14 protein-coding genes and 3 pseudogenes are annotated in these 17892 nt (G+C 73.5%); 8 read left to right on the top strand and 9 right to left on the bottom strand.

Annotated features, from left to right (window positions below):
* Positions 1-147: 147 nt before the first annotated feature.
* Genes ACIQWA_RS40450 through ACIQWA_RS40460 form a run of 3 tightly spaced genes read right to left on the bottom strand, consistent with a single transcriptional unit; the run spans position 148 to position 3388 of the window.
* Positions 148-1080, bottom strand: coding sequence for an ABC transporter permease (locus tag ACIQWA_RS40450; protein ID WP_402492073.1), 933 nt, complete (start codon positions 1078-1080; stop codon positions 148-150).
* Positions 1080-2282, bottom strand: a complete 1203-nt coding sequence (locus ACIQWA_RS40455; RefSeq protein ID WP_402492076.1) for an ABC transporter substrate-binding protein — start codon at positions 2280-2282, stop codon at positions 1080-1082. The genes ACIQWA_RS40450 and ACIQWA_RS40455 overlap by 1 nt, the downstream gene beginning before the upstream one ends.
* A 41-nt stretch (positions 2283-2323) precedes the next feature.
* A complete protein-coding gene (locus ACIQWA_RS40460) occupies positions 2324-3388 on the bottom strand; it encodes an ABC transporter ATP-binding protein (protein ID WP_402492079.1) in 1065 nt (354 codons plus the stop codon).
* A gap of 164 nt (positions 3389-3552) precedes the next feature.
* Here ACIQWA_RS40460 and ACIQWA_RS40465 point away from each other — a divergent pair, with 164 nt between their 5' ends.
* The 4 genes from ACIQWA_RS40465 to ACIQWA_RS40480 all read left to right on the top strand — a co-directional run bounded on the left by ACIQWA_RS40465 (position 3553) and on the right by ACIQWA_RS40480 (position 8016).
* Complete coding sequence (locus ACIQWA_RS40465; RefSeq protein WP_402492082.1) at positions 3553-5133, top strand: PucR family transcriptional regulator; 1581 nt, start codon at positions 3553-3555, stop codon at positions 5131-5133.
* Positions 5134-5357: 224 nt separating this feature from the next.
* Entirely contained in the window at positions 5358-6770 is a 1413-nt protein-coding gene (locus tag ACIQWA_RS40470) for an FAD-dependent oxidoreductase (protein ID WP_402492085.1), read from the top strand.
* A 4-nt stretch (positions 6771-6774) separates the two neighbouring features.
* The gene (locus ACIQWA_RS40475; RefSeq protein ID WP_402492088.1) at positions 6775-7278 is read left to right on the top strand and encodes an ester cyclase; all 504 of its coding nucleotides are present in this window, start codon (positions 6775-6777) and stop codon (positions 7276-7278) included.
* A 345-nt stretch (positions 7279-7623) separates the two neighbouring features.
* The gene (locus ACIQWA_RS40480) at positions 7624-8016 is read left to right on the top strand and encodes a nuclear transport factor 2 family protein (RefSeq protein WP_402492091.1); all 393 of its coding nucleotides are present in this window, start codon (positions 7624-7626) and stop codon (positions 8014-8016) included.
* A 45-nt stretch (positions 8017-8061) separates the two neighbouring features.
* Here ACIQWA_RS40480 and ACIQWA_RS40485 read toward each other — a convergent pair.
* Positions 8062-8157, bottom strand: a pseudogene (locus tag ACIQWA_RS40485) (IS5/IS1182 family transposase); the annotation flags it as partial.
* Between ACIQWA_RS40485 and ACIQWA_RS40490 the strand changes: the two are divergent.
* From ACIQWA_RS40490 to ACIQWA_RS40500, 3 genes are all read left to right on the top strand, one after another.
* A complete protein-coding gene (locus ACIQWA_RS40490; RefSeq protein ID WP_402492111.1) occupies positions 8116-8373 on the top strand; it encodes a hypothetical protein in 258 nt (85 codons plus the stop codon). The pseudogene ACIQWA_RS40485 and the gene ACIQWA_RS40490 sit on opposite strands and share 42 nt — an antisense overlap.
* Before the next feature lie 66 nt (positions 8374-8439).
* On the top strand, positions 8440-9240 hold the full coding sequence (locus ACIQWA_RS40495) for an SAM-dependent methyltransferase (protein WP_402492093.1): 801 nt from the start codon (positions 8440-8442) through the stop codon (positions 9238-9240).
* Between the two features lie 221 nt (positions 9241-9461).
* On the top strand, positions 9462-11009 hold the full coding sequence (locus ACIQWA_RS40500; RefSeq protein ID WP_402492096.1) for an RICIN domain-containing protein: 1548 nt from the start codon (positions 9462-9464) through the stop codon (positions 11007-11009).
* A 221-nt stretch (positions 11010-11230) separates the two neighbouring features.
* Here the strand turns inward: ACIQWA_RS40500 and ACIQWA_RS40505 are convergent, their stop codons facing one another.
* Positions 11231-12052, bottom strand: a complete 822-nt coding sequence (locus tag ACIQWA_RS40505) for an SDR family NAD(P)-dependent oxidoreductase (protein WP_402492098.1) — start codon at positions 12050-12052, stop codon at positions 11231-11233.
* A gap of 562 nt (positions 12053-12614) precedes the next feature.
* Between ACIQWA_RS40505 and ACIQWA_RS40510 the strand changes: the two genes are divergently transcribed.
* Positions 12615-13442: a GNAT family N-acetyltransferase gene (locus ACIQWA_RS40510; RefSeq protein WP_402492101.1), complete on the top strand. Its 828-nt coding sequence runs from the start codon at positions 12615-12617 to the stop codon at positions 13440-13442.
* A gap of 134 nt (positions 13443-13576) precedes the next feature.
* Here ACIQWA_RS40510 and ACIQWA_RS40515 read toward each other — a convergent pair.
* The 4 genes and pseudogenes from ACIQWA_RS40515 to ACIQWA_RS40530 all read right to left on the bottom strand — a co-directional run.
* Positions 13577-14536, bottom strand: a pseudogene (locus tag ACIQWA_RS40515) (chitinase); the annotation flags it as partial.
* 183 nt (positions 14537-14719) lie between these two features.
* Positions 14720-15298 (bottom strand): annotated as a pseudogene (locus tag ACIQWA_RS40520) (carbohydrate binding domain-containing protein); the annotation flags it as partial.
* Positions 15299-15516: 218 nt separating this feature from the next.
* On the bottom strand, positions 15517-16377 hold the full coding sequence (locus ACIQWA_RS40525) for a DUF3592 domain-containing protein (protein ID WP_402492104.1): 861 nt from the start codon (positions 16375-16377) through the stop codon (positions 15517-15519).
* 32 nt (positions 16378-16409) lie between these two features.
* A complete protein-coding gene (locus ACIQWA_RS40530; protein WP_402492107.1) occupies positions 16410-17567 on the bottom strand; it encodes a hypothetical protein in 1158 nt (385 codons plus the stop codon).
* Positions 17568-17892 lie beyond the last annotated feature (325 nt).

Raw genomic sequence — 17892 nt, forward strand, 5'->3', positions numbered from 1 at the left:
CGGGGCGGCGTTGGGGTGCGTGCATCGCAAGGCGGAGGAGGGAGCCCAATGCAGCGCATTGGCGACCGACGACAACGCGGCGAGGTGCGTGCCCCGGCGTCGCCCCGCCCGCCCTCCGGGCGAACGACGGGGGTTTGAAGACGGGCCCTACAGCGAGTCCAGGGCGCCGGTGCGGCGCACGGCGAGCAGGTAGCCGACGATCATCACCACCGGGACGCAGGACAGCGCGGCGGCCAGCGGCAGGTTGAGCGTCACGTTGTCGGCGATCGCGGTGCCCAGCACCTGGGTCTTGCCGCCGACGATCCGTACGGTGATGTAGTCGCCCAGGCTGAGCGAGAAGGTGAACACCGACCCGGCGAACACCGAGGGCAGGACCAGCGGGAGAACGACCGAGCGGAAGGTCCGCCAGGCGGAGGCGCCCAGGTCGGCGGAGGCGTCGAGCAGGTTGCCGGGCAGGTTCTCCAGCCCGGCGAAGACCGGCAGGATCATGTACGGCAGCCACAGGTAGGCGAGGACCAGGATCACCGCCGTGGTGCCGTACCCCGGGCTGGACAGCCCGAACGGGGCGCCGAGCCGGTCCAGCACGCCGCCCTGGCTGAGGATGACCCGCCAGGCGTAGGCCTTCACCAGGTAGCTGGCCCACAGCGGCGTCAGGACGGCCACCACCAGCAGCTTGCGGGTGCGCGGCCGGGCGATCCGGGCCATGTAGAAGGCCATCGGGAAGGCCACCACGGCGTCGATCACGGTGACGGCGGCGGCGATGCCGAGCGTGCGCAGGGCGACCGTCCGGTAGACCGGTTCGGTGAGGACGGTGTGGAAGTTGGCGGTGTTCCAGACCCGGACGAGGTCGTAGGTGAAGTCGTCGACCGCCCAGAAGGCCGACAGCAGCAGGACGGCCAGCGAGCCCAGGTAGGCGAGCAGCAGCCAGGCCATCGGGGCGGACAGCAGCAGTGCCAGCCGCAGCCCGGCGTGCCGGTACAGCACGGCGGCGGCCCGCCGCACGCCGCCGCGCCGCGGCTGCCGTACCGGGGCGGTCGCGGCGGCCGCTTCGGTCGGGTCGGTCGTGCCGGTCGCGGTCATCAGCCCTTGATCTCGGTCCAGGCGGACGTCCAGGCGGCGTAGTCGGTGCAGGCCACCGTGCGGCCGTCCAGGCAGCTCTTGACCGGGGTGGTCCAGTAGTACACGTCCTTCCAGTAGGCCTCGTCGGCGGCGTGGAAGGTGGCGCAGAAGCCCTTGTCGGTGGTCAGGTCGCAGGCCTTGGAGTTGGCCGGCGCCTCGCCGAACCACTGGGCGACCTGGGCGTTGGCGGTCGGCGAGACGATCCAGTTCATCCACTGGTAGGCGCAGTTGGGGTGGGCGGCCTTGGCGGACACCATCCAGGTGTCGGACCAGCCGGTGGCGCCCTCCTTCGGCAGCACGGCCTTGACCGGCGCCTTGTCGGCCTGGGCCAGGTTGGCGATCACCTGCCAGCTGGTGCCGACCACGGTGTCCCCGGTCTTGAAGGAGTTCTCCGACTTCTGGAAGTCGCTCCAGTACTCGCCGATCGCCTTGTGCTGGGTCTTCAACAGGTCAGCGGCCGCCTTGAGCTGGGCGGCGTCCAGGGCGTACGGGTTGGTGATGCCGAGCTCCGGCCTGGTCTTCATCAGGTAGAGCGCGGCGTCGGCGATGTAGATCGGGGAGTCGTAGGCGGTGACGTGGCCGGCGTAGGGCGCGGCGCCGTCGAAGACCACGCTCCAGGAGTCGGGGGCCGGGGTGACCTTGTCGGTGCGGTACATCAGCAGGTTGGCGCCGCGGCCGTGCGGGATGCCGTACATCTGGCCGTTGACCGAGTTCCAGGGCTGGTTCTTGAGACCGTCGAAGACGTCCGCGTAGTTCTGCACCAGGGCGGTGTTGACGGGGGCGACGTCGCCGGCCGCGATCAGCCGCAGGGTCGCGTCGCCGGAGGCCGAGACGGCGTCGTACTGGCCGGTCTTCATCAGCGAGACCATCTCGTCGGAGGTCCCGGCGATCTTCGTGTTGACCTTGCAGCCGGTCTGCTGCTCGAAGGGGTGGACCCAGTCGACGCTCTTGTCGTCCGAGCCGTCCTCGGCGTAGCCGGCCCAGGCGACCAGGTTCAGCTGGCCCTCCCCGGCGCCCAGGGACTGGAGCATCGGCAGCTTGGGCGGGTTCAGCCCGTGCGAGCCGTTCGCGGTGCCCGTGCCGCCGCTGCTGCCGCACCCTGCGGCGAGCAGGACGGCGGCGGTGGCGGCGGCCGCGGCGCGGGCGATCAGGGGGATGCGCATGGCGGGGTGTTCCGATCTTCGGTGAGGGGGGTGGGGGTGGGTCAGGAACCGACCCGGACCGTGTGCCTGCGCTGCCAGGCCAGGACGACCTCGGTGCCGCGGTGGCGCAGCACGTCGGCGGAGCCCTCGTCGACGTTCTGCCGGACGGCGGTCAGCCGCCCGCCCGCCTCCAGGTCCACCAGGAACCGGGTGTGGCCGCCCGCGTAGACGACTTCGGCGACCCGCCCGGTGGCGGACAGCTCGTCCGGCCCGGCCGGGTCGTCCGGGTGCGCTATCCGGATCTTCTCCGGGCGGACGCTGAACAGTCCGGCCTGGCCCACCACCTGCTCGGCGGCCGGGCCGTCCAGCAGGTTGGAGGTGCCGACGAAGCCGGCCACGAAGGCGGTGGCCGGGTGCTCGTACACCTCGGCGGGCGGGCCGACCTGCTCGATCCGGCCCGCGTTGAACACCGCGACGCGGTCGCTCATCGTCAGGGCCTCGTCCTGGTCGTGGGTGACGAACACGAAGGTGATCCCGACCTCGCGCTGGATCCGCTTGAGCTCGGCCTGCATCTCGTGCCGCAGTTTCAGGTCGAGCGCACCGAGCGGCTCGTCCAGTAGCAGCACCTTCGGGCGGTTCACCAACGCCCTTGCCAGCGCGACGCGTTGGCGCTGACCGCCGGAGAGCTGGGCCGGGCGGCGGCGCTCGAGGCCTGCCAGCCGGACCATGGCGAGCGCCGCCCGCACCCGCTCGGCCCGTTCGGCCTTCGGCACCCGGCGGACCATCAGGCCGTAGCCGACGTTCTGTTCGATCGTCATGTGCGGGAACAGCGCGTAATCCTGGAACACCGTGTTGACGTCCCGGTCGAACGGCGGCAGGCCGGTGACGTCGGCGCCGCTCAGCAGGACCCGGCCGGCGCTCGGCGCCTCGAAGCCCGCGATCATGCGCAGCACGGTGGTCTTCCCGGAGCCGGAGGGCCCGAGCATCGCGAAGAACTCGCCCTCGCCGATGTCCAGGTCGACGCCGTCGACGGCGCGGACCTGGCCGTCGAAGGTCTTGGCCAGCCCTTCGAGCCGGACCGCGCCGGGGGCCGGCTCCGGTCGGGGTGGACGGTCGTGGCTGCTCAACTCCGGTGGCCCTTCTGGCTGGTACGACAAGCGGACGGTACGGACGGGGTCGCCCCGCCGGTACGCCCGGTTCGCACGGAACCCTAGGAAGGGATCACCCCGCCTGGCTATGGACGCCCGCACGGTCTTCCGTCGGCGAGTTGTGCGGCGCTACAGTCCGGCGCATGCCGGTGACGCTGCGCGATCTGCTTCGGGAAGAGGGCCTCGGCCTGCGACTGTGCACCGGCACGGCCGGGCTCGACCGGGTCGTGCGCTGGGTCGCGGTGACCGAACTCGCCGACCCGACGCAGTGGTTGACGGGCGGCGAGCTGCTCCTCACCACCGGCCTGCGGCAGCGCGGCGCCGCCGCGCAGACCGCCTTCGTCCAGCGGGTGGCGGCCGCCGGCGCCTCGGGGATCGGCTTCGGCACCGGGCTGAGCCACCCGGCCGTCCCACGGGCCACCGTCGCCGAGGCCGAGCGGCAGGGCCTGGCGGTGCTGGAGGTCCCGTACGAGACGCCGTTCATCGCGGTGAACCGGCTGGTCGCCGAGCGGATCACGGCCGAGGACCACAGCGCTCAGCGGCGGCTGGTCGACCAGCACGACCTGCTGGTCCAGGCGCTGCTCGGCGGCGAGGGCCTGACCGCGCTGCTGCGGGTGCTGCGCCGGGCCTGCGGCTCGGAGGTCGCCGTGCTGGACCGGCACGGGGTGGTGCTGGCCGCCGCTCCGGAGCGGCCGGAGGCGCTGCTCGCAGAGCTGCGGGCGGCGGGGCGGCCCGGTGCTCCGGCGGCCGGGCGCCCGGGCGCCGGGCACCCGGGCGCGCAGGGGCCCGGCGGCGCCGGGCCGCTGCGGCTGCCGGTGCAGGTCGACGGGGTGGTCGCGGCCTTCCTCTGCCTGCGCTCGGCGGGCCCGGCGGCGGACGTCCTCCCGTACGCCGCCCGGCTGGTCGGACTGGAGCTGGCCCGCCGTCAGGCCCACCTGGCCGGGCGGCGGGAGCTGGTCGGCCAGGTCGTCGAGGACATCGTGCGGGACGTGATCGCGCCGGCCGCCGCCGAGCGCCGGCTCGCCGCCTTCGGGCTCGACCCCCAGGCCGCCCACCGGGTGGTGCTGGGCCGACTGGCACCGGAGGGCGCCGGGCCCGGGCCCGGGGCGGAGGCGGACCGGCGGCTCGCCCGGCTGCCCTGGCTGCCGACCGAGCACCCCGACTCCCCCGAGCCGGTGCTCACCGCCGTCGTCAACCGGTACCTGGTGGCGGTGCTCCCCCGCTCCGCGCCGGTCGACGACCTCGCCCGGCGCTTCGGCACCGCGCTCGCCGGCCTGGACGCCCGCGCCGCGGTCGGCATCGGCGGCTGCTACCGGGGCGTCGACGGGCTGCGCTGGAGCTGGTTCGAGGCCCAGGCCGCCCTCGCCAAGGGCCCCGGGGTGCACGGCGGCGACCCGCTCAACCTGCCCCGGCTGCTGCTGTCCAGCCCCGACCTGCCGTTGAAGCAGCTCGCCGCCGAGGTGCTGCGCCCGCTCACCCGCTTCGACGAGGCCAACCGCGCCGACCTGGTCACGACCCTGCACGCCTACCTGGCCGCGGACTGCTCGGTGCAGGCGGTCGCCGACCGGCTGTACGTCCACCGCAACACCGTCCGCTACCGGCTGGACCGGATCGAGCGGCTCACCGGCCGCTCCCTGGCGTCCATGCAGGACCGCTTCCAGCTCTGGCTGGCGCTGCTCGCCGCCTACCCCGAGCGGCAACCGGCCGTGCAGCCGCAGGACTGACGCCCCCGCACACTGACGCCCCACGAACCCGCGCCCCACGAACCGGCGCCCCACGAACCCGCGCCCCACAAACCGGCGCCCCGCAAACGGCGGAGACCCGATCGGGTGAGACCGGTCCGCCGGTTTCACCCGGACGGGTGACCGCCCGGTGGTGCCGGCCGGGAGCCGGGTGGCAGGGTGGGGGCGCCCGTCCGACGGCGGGCGGCGAGCGATCGGAGCCGACCGTGGGTCCACGGCGAAGCAGCAGTCGCGGCGGAGCGGGCCACGCGCTCGTGCTCGGTGCGGGGATCAGCGGCCTGTGCGCCGCCCGGGCGCTCTCCGGGTTCTTCGAGCGTGTCACCGTCGTCGAGCGGGACACCTTTCCGGAGCCGTCCGACGTCCGGCGCGGGGTCCCGCAGGGGGCACACGTCCATTCGCTCACGCCGGGCGGCGCGCAGGTCCTGGCGGAGCTCTTCCCGGGATTGGTCGAGGAGTTGGCGGCCGACGGCGGCACCCTGGCCGGGGCCCTGGACGAGCTCGACATCGTCTTCTTCGGGTCGCGCCTGCGGCAGGTGCCGCTCGGCCGGGTGCTCCAGGTGAGCCGGCCCTTCCTGGAGGACCGGCTGCGCGAGCGGGTCCGCGCGCTGCCCGGGGTCACCCTGCGGTCGGGGCTGGAGGCCACCGCCCCGATCGTCACCGGCCCGCTCGCCGCCGGCCCGGCCCGGGTCGGCGGGGCCCGGGTCGGCCCGGCCCGGCTGGCCCGCCCGGGGGATCCCGACTCCGCCGAGGCCGTCCACGCGGACCTCGTCGTGGACGCGATGGGCCGCGCGGGCCGGGGCGCCACCTGGCTCAGGTCCCTGGGGTACCGGGCGCCCGCCACGGCACGCCTGGCCGTCGACGTCGCCTACGCCAGCCGCCGCTACCGGGTCGCCCCGGGCGCCCTGGGGCGGGCCAAGGGCGTGCTGATCGGAGCCACCACGACCCGCCCCCGCGGCGGGGTCCTCACCCAGCAGGAGCACGACGCCTGGGTGCTGTCGCTCTACGGCTTCGGCAAGGACGACCACCCGCCGGCCGCGCCGGAGCGGTTCCTCGACTTCGCCGCGGACCTGCTCCCCGCCGGGACCCTGACCGCGCTCCGGAACGCCGAGCCGATCACCGGGGTCTCCTCCTTCGCCTACCCGGCCTCCCTCCGCCGGGACTTCCACCGGCTGCGCCGGCTCCCCGACGGCCTGATCTCCACCGGGGACGCGCTCTGCAGCCTCAACCCGATCTACGGCGCGGGCATGACGGTCGCCGCCCTGGAGGCCAGGGCGCTCCGCCGGTGCCTCGCCGCCGGCCCGGCGGGCCTGCCCCGGCGCTTCTACCGGGAGGCCGCCCGGGCCGTGCGGCTCCCGTGGCTGTTCTCCACCATGGCCGACCGGGCCATGCCGCAGGTCCCGGGCACCCACCCCGCCGTCGCCGGCCTGCTGGCGACGGCCTTCCGGGCCACCATGCGTGCCGCGGCCGACGACACCCGGGTCGCCACCGCCGTCTGGAACGCCGTCAGCCTGACCGGCTCACCGGCCGAACTGGCGGCGCCCCGGGTCATGGCCGCCGTACTCCGGCACTGGTCGCCGGGCACCACCCCCCGAACTGCGCCCCCGCGCGGAAAGGACTGATCCCGTGCCGGACTTCGACCCGAGCGAGCGGAAGGCGTTCGTCGAACGCTGGGTGACCGTGTGGGACTCCCCCACCGCCCCCACCGACGCGATGGAGTACTACACCGAGGACGCCGTGATCGAGGACAAGGCCTTCGACCACACCTACCGGGGCCACCAGGAGCTGCATGAGTACTTCGCCCGGGCCGGCGAGCTCTTCTCCGACATCCGTTCCGTCAGCCAGGGCGTGGTGGTCGGCCCGTCCCACGCGGTGGCCCACGTGCACTACAGCGCCACCGTCCGGGAGCCGTTCCTCTGCCTCCCGGAGTCCAGCCGGGGCAAACGGTTCTCGCTCTCCCTGATGAGCCTGCTCGAGTTCGCCGAGGACGGGCGGATCGCCCGTTCCGTGGACGCCTACGACCGCGCCGGCGTCCTGCAGCAGCTCGGCGTCCTCCCCGACACCGCCTCCGCGCCGACCGCGCCCGGCACGCCCGGCACGCCGTTCACCGGAACCACCCCGTCCGGCTGAGGACTCGGGGCCCGGGTCCGAGGACGGGCCCTCGCCCCCGAGGGAGCGTCAGGGCGGCTCAGGGGCAAGGTCAGGGGAGGCTCCGGAGGCGGCGCCCCCTCGGCCTGAGGGCTGTCCCGTAGGACGTGCTTCGATTGACGGTGGCAGGGCGCCGGCGTACAAGTCGGTGGCGGGCTGAGCAGCGGTAGGGGACGATCACGAGGGCACGGCTCCTCTCGCCGTATGTACCCGAACTCGTTGCGGTGTCCAGCGGTGGGTGCCGTGCTGACGACGGATCGATGCTCGGCCTGGCCCCTCCAAGCCGGGCCGGAGAGGACGCGTGTGTCACTCGCTCTTGAAGATCGCTTGGCCATCACCGAACTGGTCTCGTTGCATGGTCACCTTGTCGACGACGGAAGCCTTGACCGGTTGGAGGAGTTGTTCACCCTTGATGTTGTCTACGACCTCACCGACTTCGGCCAAGAACCGCTGTCCGGGGTGGCTGCCATCCGAGAAGCGGCATGGGCACTGGGTGCCGCCAACCCCGTCGCGCATCACGTCACCAATGTCGTCGTAACGGCCCCGGCAGACGGCCGGGTGCAGGTCCGGTCCAAGGGCCTGGGCATCAAGGCGGACGGCTCCTGCGGTTCCGTCTCCTACGACGACACCGTCGTGCGCACCGCTGATGGCTGGCGGATCAGCCATCGCAAGGTATCGCCACGCCGCACTCCGTTGGGCGGGATGACAAACACCGGCTGACCGGGCACGTTTCGCCTGGTCCTAGTCGGTGCGGGCAAGGTTGTGCAGGTGGGCGAAGACGTGCTCGATACGGGCTCGGACCTTGCGGTGGGAGGCGTTGTGCCCCTCCTTCCGAGCGGGAAGTTCGTCCCGGCCAGGCTGATGGGCTTCGTCTTCCAGTCCTTCGACCTGGTACCGGCGCTGACGGCCCGCCAGCAGATGGAACCGCCGCTGCGGCTCGCCGGGCAGGCGCTGGACCGGGCCGCCGCCGACCGGGTGCCGGCCGCGGTCGGCCTCGCCGGGCGCAGCCGGCACCGGGCCGCCGAGCACCTGCCGTACCACGTCCCGGCGAATCCCGCGACACCATCCCCGGGTTGACCGTCCTCCCCGGGGGGCTCTCCTACGATCGGGCCCACGACGAACGCCGAGGAGGGGTTGCCGGCCATGACCGATGACAGCAGCGGGATCGACCAGTCGAAGCCGAGCATCGCCCGGGTCTACGACTACCTGCTCGGCGGCAAGGACAACTTCCCCGTCGACCGCGAGGTCGGCGACTTCTTCCTCCGCGACCTGCCCGGCTCGGTGGCGATCGCCCTCGCCAACCGCCGGGCCCTGGTGCGGGCCGTGGGCGCGATGGCCGACGACGGCATCCGGCAGTTCATCGACATGGGCAGCGGGCTGCCGACCGCCGACAACGTGCACCAGGTCGCCCGGCGGCACGCCCCCGACGCGCACGTCGTCTACGTGGACAACGACCCGATGGTGCTGGCCCACGGCCGCGCCCTGCTGGCGACCGACGACCGCACCGCGGTGGCCCAGGCGGACCTGCGCGAGCCGGAGACGATCCGGCAGCACCCCGAGGTGCGGCGCCTGATCGACTTCGACCGGCCGGTGGGCGTCCTGTTCAGCGCCGTCCTGCACCACCTCAACGACGACGAGCGGCCCGCCGAGCTGGTGCGCTGGTGGGCGGAGCGGGTGGCCCCGGGCAGCCTGGTGTACGTCTCGCACTTCCGCTCCGGCGCGAACGAGGAGACCCGGCTCGCGGAGCAGAAGCTCCAGGGCAGTTTCGGCCGCGGCCGCTGGCGCACCGACGAGGAGCTGCTCGGCCTGTTCGGCGGGCTCGAACTGCTCGAACCCGGGCTGGCGTTCTGCTCCTCCTGGCGCCCGGAGCCCGGGGGCGGTGACACCGGCGAGCTGACGGTCTGGGAGCGGCTGATCTCCTGCGGCCTGGCCCGCACGTCCTGACGGCCCGCCGACCCGGGCGGGTACGGGCGCGCCGACGGCGCACGGGGCGGGCGCCGTCGCCATCACCACCGTAGTGCCTCCATAGGACCACCGGCTCATCGGTGCGCACCCGCACGCTCTTACCCCCGGGGGTGTCGGGACCCGATCCTGGCTGCGGAACTTCGGTCGCCACCGAACCGTGCTGCCTCCGCAGGCGCGTTCCCCAGGAGAGGAAACCCCGCATGGCCATCGGCATCCGACTGTCGCACGGCTCCGCCGCCCTCGCCTCCGCCCTCCTCGCCGCCACCGCCACTCCGCTCGCCGCGACGCCCGCCCGGGCCGCGAGCCCCATCTGTCTGAGCGGAACGCTCCAGTACGACTACCAGTCGGCCGAAGCCGGCCCGACGAAGCCCACCCGGACCAAGCCCGCCCGGAACGCCGACGCCCAGCTCTGGGGGGCCGAGAAGGTCACCGACACCGCCCACCAACTGACCGCCGACTACCAGCTCACCAACACCACCGACGGCACCTTCAACCTCTGCTACACCCCCACCACCACCACGTCGATGAGCAGCCTGTGGGTGCGGTTCCGCACCGAGAGCGGCCAGTACTGGAAGGTCGCCGACACCACCGGCACGCCGTACACGCTGGACTCCGCCACCCAGAACAACATCGCCGGCAGCACCTCGCTGGGCACCGTCAAGCCCCTCGCCGCCACCTCCCGGGCCTGGCACGCCTTCGACACCGTCAACCTGCTGTACCAGCACCGGAACAACCCCAGCACCGCCTGCTGGTCCTCCCACGAGGCGAACAACGCCTGCACCGAACTCACCGTCCGGTGGACCGCGAACTCGGCCGACGGCCCCTACTACGACCTGGCCGGCACCGTCCACCTGGCCGCCGCCGACCCGGACTCCGAGCACACCGTGCTCCACGAGTCCGGCCACTTCCTGATGCACCGCCTCTACAACGGCGTGTTCCCGGCCGTCACCAACTGCAGCCCGCACTACGTCAACCTGGTCAGCTCGGGCAGCTGCGCCTGGACCGAGGGCTTCGCCGACTCCACGGCCGCCTACCTCCTGGGCGACTACCGCTACGTCTGGCCCGACGGCAGCAGCTACCCCTTCACGTACACCACCGGCTGGAACACCGGGGACCAGGTCCAGGGCAACGTGGACGGCTCGCTGCTCGACCTGTGGAACAACGTCGACGGCGGCTGGAACGGCACCATCGCGATGCTGACCTCGCACGCCCCGTCGACCTTCGCCGACTACTTCAAGAACGACCGCCCGGCGGCCAACCTCTCCACCACCGGCAGCGCGCTCAACTACCTGGCCACCCACACCATCGACTACGGCCCCACCATCGTCGGTGACAACCAGTACCACGGCCTCACCAACGGCGGCGGCCTGGCCCTGGAGCACGCGGGCCAGTGCGCCGGGTCCACCGACGTCGTCGCCGACCTCAACACCTACGACACCACCCACGCCTCGGAGAAGTGGAAGCTGGACCCGAACGCGGACGGCACCGCGCGGATCTACGACAGCTGCCCGACTCCGCTGACCCTCACGGCGCCCGCCGCAGCAGGCGGTCAGGCCACCCTGCAGCCGTTCAACTCCAGCAGCCAGTACCAGAAGTGGCAGGTCACCCAGAACGGCAGCGGCACCCTGACGATCACCAACCCGGCGACCGGCTACGTGCTCGACAGCGCCTCCGTCAGTACCGGAGCCGCCGTGCTCGTCAACCCGGCCGGCAACGCCAACACCCAGGACTGGGCGACCCTCGGCTGAGGCTCCCGGCGCGCGCCGAGGCCCCCGGGGTCCGCCGTCCTCGCTGCACGGACGGCGGACCCCGGGGGCGGGTGTCGTTCCTACCCGGTCACTGACAGGCCTTGCGGCCGTGGTTCGCCTTCTTCTTCCGCCGGGCCTTCTTCTTGCGGGCGCGCTTGGACATCGTGCTGTTCCTCGTCGTTCGTGGGTGCGGAGTGGGTACTCAGGTGGGTGGGTGGGGTTCAGGCCGCCCGGCCGACCAGCTGGTCGGCGAGCTTCACCAGGCGCTTCTGCGAGCGCTCCTCCTGGGCGGCCTGGGCCGTCGGCGCGGCGACGCCGCCGTCGTAGTAGGCGCCGTTGACGATCTCGGCGTCCGGCAGGCAGAGCCGGACCACGGCCGCCGCGCCCTCCGCCGCCGGTGCGCCGACCCGCCCGTACAGCGGCAGCAGCGCGGTGTCGCACAGGCCCGGGTTGAGGCTGACGGCGGTGATGCCGGAGCCGGCCGGCGCCATCTCGGCGGTCGCCATGGTGAGCGCCAGCTGCGACTGGGCGTACGCGGCGACCCGGGAGTACTTCTTCACCCGGTGCGGGTCCGACCAGTTCATCGACGCGGTGCGGTGCAGGGAGGAGGACACGTTGACGATCCGGGCGTCCCCGGCCGCCGAGAGCGGGGCCCGGAGCAGCTTGGCCAGCAGGTGCGCGGCGAGGAAGTTGACCTGGAGCGAGAGCTCGTTGCCGTCGTCGGTCAGGGTGCAGCGCTCGGGCGCCATCACGGCGGCGTTGTTCACCAGCAGGTCCAGCGCCGGGTAGTGCTTCACGACCGTACCGGCCAGCACCCCGACCTCCGCCAGCTTGGTGAAGTCGGCTGCCAGCTCCACGAGTTGGTCCCGGCGGGCCCCGGCGGCGATCAGCCGGCCCACCGCGTCCTCCGCCTCGGCGGTGGTCCGGGCGTGCACCAGGACGTTCGCGCCCAGTCCGGCGAGCAGCCGGGCGGTGTCCCAGCCGATGCCGGAGGAGGCGCCGGTGACGAGGGCGGTACGGGCGGACAGAACAGTGTCGGACATGACCCATCCAAGGGTGCTGGGCACCGGCGGGGTACGGCGACGGGGCGGCGCGCGGCCGCCCGCGCCGGTGCCACCGGTGCGAGAAGGGAGGTGGTGCGGGAAGGGAAGGTGGTGCGGGAAACGACCGCCCGCCCCCGCCTCGGAGCCGAACGGGGCGGAGGACGGGCGGCGGTGATCGGCACGGGATCGGCGAGACTGCGCCGGGCCCGTACGCGCGGCCGGTGACCGGCGGGAAGGAGCTCGGTGCTACCGGACGGCAGTGGCGACCGCGACCGCGACGACGAACCGCGGCCGGCTATGCGGCGGGCGGTCGTGGTGGCGGATCGAGCGGTGCATGCCGTCCATCAAAGCCCGCGCGGGTGCCCGGGGCAAGCTCCGTCACCCGCCCTGACGAACTCCTGACGCTCCCCTGACGCGGGACCACGCGGGACGACGGCGGGACCGCTGCGGGACCACGGCGGGGTTCCGGCTCCCGCCAAAGTTCCGTCAGCAACCGCCCTGCCGCCGCCAGGCTTTCGTCAACGGGCCGGGACCGGCGGCCGCGGCCTGCCGTACTGGACGCATGCCGATCCACCCCGTGCCCGCCCTCGACCGGTCCTCCCTCGACCGGTCCTCCCTCGACCGGTCCGCCGCCGAGCGGCCCGGTGCGAGCCTGTTGCCCGCCCACGTCGACCGGAGCGGACACGGCGGCCGGTGGGCGGACGACCCCGACGCGGTCCGCGCGCTGCTGGTGCACTGCGGGCCGGAACGGCTGCTGCGAGGGGACCCGGCGCGCCTGGACCCGGCGGTCCTGGGCCGCTTCGGGCGGGGGCAGTTCCACGCGCCGGACCGCTTCCTGCCCCTGCTCGGCCGGACCTTCACCCACCTCACCCCGTGGGTGCGGGTGCTGCACGTCCACGCGGAGCGGCCGCGGCCGGTGTCCCGGCACACGGCGGCCTGGGTCCGCCCGTTGGGCGCGGCCGACGAGGCTCACCTCGACCACTTCACCCGGCGCTCGACCACCCTCGGCCGCCCCGTCGGCCGCTCCGTCGGCCGCTCCGTCGGCTCGCACTGGATCGCCGAGACCTGGGGCAGCCACCGCGCCCTCGCCGCCGGCGGCTACGCCTGGGGCGCGTTCCTGGGCCCGTACCTGGCCTCGCTGGCGTGCGGCTACCTCGTCGGCCGCGAGCACCTGGACCTCGCGGTGGCCACCGACCCGGCCTTCCGCCGCCTCGACCTGGCCCTCGCCTGCGTCCACGCTGCCACCGCCGCCGCCCACGCCCGGGGACTCACCCCGACCTGGTCGGCCCCCAGCGGCAACCATGCCAGCCGCGCCCTCGCCGAGGCGGCCGGCTTCCGCCCGGTGCGCCGGGAGCTGGTGCACTGGGCGGGCCCACCGCGCACCGGCTGACCACGAGCCCGGCAGGGCGTCGTCCGGGCGCTGAACGGCCCGGGCCCCGGGGTGGCGGGGCGCGGGCCTTCGGTGGTGGTTCAGCGATGGCTCAGCAGTGGTTCAGCGGCGATCCGACGGCGGCCGGTCCGGGTTCAACGGCCCTGGAGGGACTTGACCTTGTCGCCGAAGGTCCAGCCCTTCGAGCCGTCCCAGTTGAGCGACCAGGTCATCAGGCCCTTCAACGCGCCGCCGAAGTTGCCCCAGGCCTGGCCGACCGAGCCCGGGTCCAGGTAGCCGCCGCCCGCGCCCGGCTGGGCCGGGAGACCGGGCACCTGCTTGTCGTACGGGACGGTGACGGTGGTGCCCTGGACGGTGAGGCCGTTGTTCAGGCAGGTGGTCTGGACGGTGAAGCCCTGCACCGTACCGGCCTGGTAGGGGTCCCCGGAGCAGCCGTACATGCTGCCGTTGTAGTACTGCATGTTCAGCCACCACAGCTGCCCGTTGTCGGCGTACTTCTTGATGATCGGCAGGTAGGCGCCCCAGATGGAGCCGTAGGTGACGCTCCCGCCGGTGACGTACGCGGTCTCGGGGGCCATCGTGAGGCCGAAGCCCTTGGGCATCTGGGCCAGCACGCCGTCGATGATGCGCATCAGGTTGGCCTGGGAGGCGGAGGGCGTCTTGATGTCGCCGCTGCCGGAGAGGCCGGTCTCGATGTCGATGTCGATCCCGTCGAAGTTGTACTTCTTGAGGATCGGGACGACGGTCGCCACGAACCGGTCGGCGACGGTGCTGGAGCTCAGGTCGATGCCGGCGGCGGCGCCGCCGATGGACATCAGGATCGTCGCCCCGGCCGCCTTGGCCTGGCACATCTCGGCGGGGGTGGAGACCTTGACGTTGGCGTCCATGCCGTCCTGCCACAGCACGGTGCCGTCGGAGAGGATCACCGGGAAGGCCGCGTTGATGACGTTGTAGCCGTGGGCGGCGATCCGGCTGTCGGTGATGGGCACCCAGCCCATGCCCGGGTGGACGCCGTTGGCGGCGCCGTCCCAGTTCTCCCAGTAGCCCTGGAGGACCTTGCCCGAGGGCCGGGGCTTGGTCGGGCAGGTGTCACCGCCCGGCGGGGTGGTCGGCGGCGTCGTGGGAGGTGTGGTGGGTGGTGTGGTGGGAGACGTCGTGGGCGGGGTGGTCGGCGGGGTGGTGGGCGGGGTGGTCGGCGGCGTGGAGCTGCTGCCGCCGGGGCCGGTGAGCGACACGTCGTCCGCGTAGTAGGCGGGCTGCCCGTACCAGCCGTGCAGGTAGACCGTCACCGAGGTGGTGCTGGGCCCGGTGGTGAAGCCGACGCTGAGCTGGCCGTACGAGGCGTTGCCCGGCGCCCAGGTGGACGGGTCGCTGCCGCCGGTGCCGCTGGCGCCCAGGTAGACGTAGCTGCCCTGGACGTAAGCGCTCAGCGTGTACTGGGAGTTGGGCTGCACGCTGACGGTCTGGGAGCACTGGGCGGTGTCCTGGCCGGTCGGCGTGGACCGGAGGGCGGCGCTGCCGGAGTGCACCGGGCTGGCGACGACCGCGGCGGTGCCGGGCGAACAGGTCCAGTTGGAGAGTCCGCTCTCGAAGCCGGGGTTGGCCACCAGGTTGGGGGTCGCGGCCCCGGCGGTGACGGAGCCGGTCACCGCGAGGCCGGCGCCGATCAGGGCGGCGGTCCCGACCACGGCGAGGGTGCGGACCAGCACGGCCGGCCGGTGCCGGGTCGGGGTCCGGCGTGGACTCGACGCGCGCTCCAGACCCACCCGGCGCGGTGCGCCGCCGGGACGGCCGCCGTCCGGATCAGGGTGGAAACCGCCCGACGGGCGTGGGGTTCGCGACCTCCGACGGAACATGCTGTGCTCCCTTCCCGCCGGGGCGCCATGGGCATGACGACGCGTGGGGGCGTGACGCCCGGCCGTGGGTGAGGTGGGGGGACATGTGGGGCTGTGCCGGACCGGATCGTAGGAGCGGAGCCGGAGTTGGTCAATAGGTCTGGACCAATAAGGTCTGGACCACTTGTCATCTGAACCGCCCGGATGTCCCCCCGCCCGCCGAACCCCGCGCTCCCTCCTCAGAGCAGCACCGCTCCCACCACGGTCGTCGCCACCAGCACCACGATCATCAGCACGTGGTACCGCACGCCCCGCTCCACCGAGCGCCGCCCTGTGGAGGCGTCCAGCGTGAACACGGCTGGATCGGAGGGATCATGATGGACCGTCAGTTCCATTCCGTACGCTCCAGCCTGGCCCGGGAGGTCGGTCGGGCAGTACGCCGTGACGGCCGTGCCGCCCCGGGTGGTGAAGGACAGCACCGGGGTGAGGGTGGTCGAGGTGTGGCCGTCCTCGTCGACGCTGACGTCCCTGAGCACCGCGACGACCCGACCGGGCACCGCCTCCAGCACGGCCAGCTTGCCGAGGCGGGCGGCCTTCTCCCGTACCGCTCGCGGGAGTTGGACGATCCCGGCGACGGCCCACGGGCCCGCGACACCGATCAGGGCCCACGGCCACCCCCAGCGGACGGCGGCCAGCGCCACCAGCCCGGCACAGAGCAGGAACAGCGCGAGGGCCGGCCGGCCCAGCCCACGGCCGGGCTGCTCCGGGGCGTTCGAGAACCGGTAGGCGTGCGGACGGCCCGGCGGGTACCCGACCCCGACCTCCCGGCCCTCCCACGCGGCGGTGATCGTCTCGCCGCGCTCACCGTCGTTGGTGACCGTGACCTCCTCACCCGAGACCGGGTCCCGGTAGCGGACGACCACCGCGATCCCGCCCTTGCTCGAGCCACCGTGCCGGGGCTGGGTCACCCGGACGATCCGCCCCGTCAGCCGGACCTTCCGCTGGTCCGCGGTCACCCCGGCCAGCGACCTGCCCAACCCGACCAGAGCCACCACGGCCCACAGCCCGCACCACAGCAGCAGGAATCCGTCCCACCCCATCTGCACCCCTCCTCCTGTCCCGTCCGTACCGGTCAGCCGCCGCTGCGCCGCAGCACCTGGCCACGGCCGTCCGCCTCCAGCGTCGCGGAGCCGCCGTCGCCGGTCACCACGATCCTGAGCGTCAGCGCGCCGGTGATCCCGTCGGCGGTCAGCTGCCAGCTCTTCGGGGACTTGACGCCGAGGGTCCTCCGGGCCTCCTCCACCAGGCCGGGGATCCGGTCGTACGGCAGGGAGCGCGGATCGAACCCGAGTCCCTGCCCGGTGCCCGGGAAACCGGCACCCGGGGAACCACCACTTGGCGAACCGGCGCCCGGGACACCGCCGGCCGGGTCGAAGACCACCGTCAACTGACGGTCCTGCACGACGACGGTGAGCGCCTGGCGCTGCTCTCCGTCCCGCATCAACGAGTCGACGGCCTTGCGCGGCTCGCCCTGGTCCAGCATGGACTGCCCCGGGCCGAGGGCGACCGTGCCGGTGACCGAGGTCACGGTGATCGTGGCGGACGAGGAGGAGGAGAAGGAGGAGGTGACGGCCGGCCGGGGCGCACCGGCCCCGTCCTCGACCGCGGCGAACAGCTCCGTGCGGAACAGCAGCAGCACGGCACCCGCGCCGAACAGCAGGCCGAGGACGGTGAGCAGACCGCCCGCACAGCCCGACCCGTGCTCCTCCCGCATCGCCGGACCGGGCACCGAGTCCAGCCGGGCCCCGGCCGCGCGCCGCTCCCACTCCGGCGTCGGCCGCTTGACGATCCGCGCCTTCCACGGCCGGTCCGGCGGGTACTCCACCACCACGACCCCGCGCGGACGGTAGTCGGGGAGCTCCACGAGGTTGATCTCCTGCCGGATCCCCACCCGGAACGCGGGCGCATCGTCCGGCACCACGCTCAGCTCGAACCGCACCGGAACGTCACTGGCCTCGCCCCCGACCGCCTCCAGCGCCTCGATCAGCGCCAGCGCCCGGCTCGGCACGACGGCCGCCTCCCGGGCCCGGCGCGGCAGCGAGGCGAGGAAGAGCACCAGGCCGTAGCCGACCGGCAGCGCGAGCCCCAGCACGATCAGCGGCGTCCGCCCGAGCACGCACCCGCTGACGAAGCCGGCCAGCGACGCCCCGATCACCCCGCCGGTCAGGAAGCCCAGGGCGAGGTCGGACGGCGTGTTCGGCGGGGGCGGCCCGCCCGCGGCTGTCGTCATGCGGCCGATTGTGCACGTCCGGGGCAACCGCCGACAGTCCCTCGGGCGACCGGAACGGTCACAAGCCGATCACAACTCCCGCCCCTTCCGCCCCTCTTGGCGATGGCCGCTCCGCCGGACGAGGGCGGCGCCGCACGCGGCTATGTGCTGCTCACAGTTGCTTGTAGTTTGGGCGCCATGAACAATTGGGAGCATCGCTGGAGCTGCGCGTGACCGCTATCGATCGTCTCGCCCTGTCCGGCGCCCGGCTGGTGCTGCCCGGCGGTGTCGTCGAGGGCGGCCGGCTGGCCGTCGAGGGCGACCGGATCGCCGCCCTCACCGACGG

The sequence above is a fragment of the Kitasatospora sp. NPDC098652 genome, from assembly GCF_044760155.1.
Classification (GTDB): Bacteria; Actinomycetota; Actinomycetes; order Streptomycetales; family Streptomycetaceae; genus Kitasatospora.

What these genes read in the sequence shown, in the direction of transcription:
- ACIQWA_RS40450 (WP_402492073.1), bottom strand. Translation starts at nt 1,080, where the DNA reads ATGACCGCGACCGGCACGACCGACCCGACCGAAGCGGCCGCCGCGACC.
- ACIQWA_RS40455 (WP_402492076.1), bottom strand. Translation starts at nt 2,282, where the DNA reads ATGCGCATCCCCCTGATCGCCCGCGCCGCGGCCGCCGCCACCGCCGCC.
- ACIQWA_RS40465 (WP_402492082.1), top strand. Translation starts at nt 3,553, where the DNA reads ATGCCGGTGACGCTGCGCGATCTGCTTCGGGAAGAGGGCCTCGGCCTG.
- ACIQWA_RS40495 (WP_402492093.1), top strand. Translation starts at nt 8,440, where the DNA reads ATGACCGATGACAGCAGCGGGATCGACCAGTCGAAGCCGAGCATCGCC.
- ACIQWA_RS40500 (WP_402492096.1), top strand. Translation starts at nt 9,462, where the DNA reads ATGGCCATCGGCATCCGACTGTCGCACGGCTCCGCCGCCCTCGCCTCC.
- ACIQWA_RS40505 (WP_402492098.1), bottom strand. Translation starts at nt 12,052, where the DNA reads ATGTCCGACACTGTTCTGTCCGCCCGTACCGCCCTCGTCACCGGCGCC.
- ACIQWA_RS40510 (WP_402492101.1), top strand. Translation starts at nt 12,615, where the DNA reads ATGCCGATCCACCCCGTGCCCGCCCTCGACCGGTCCTCCCTCGACCGG.
- ACIQWA_RS40525 (WP_402492104.1), bottom strand. Translation starts at nt 16,377, where the DNA reads ATGGGGTGGGACGGATTCCTGCTGCTGTGGTGCGGGCTGTGGGCCGTG.
- ACIQWA_RS40530 (WP_402492107.1), bottom strand. Translation starts at nt 17,567, where the DNA reads ATGACGACAGCCGCGGGCGGGCCGCCCCCGCCGAACACGCCGTCCGAC.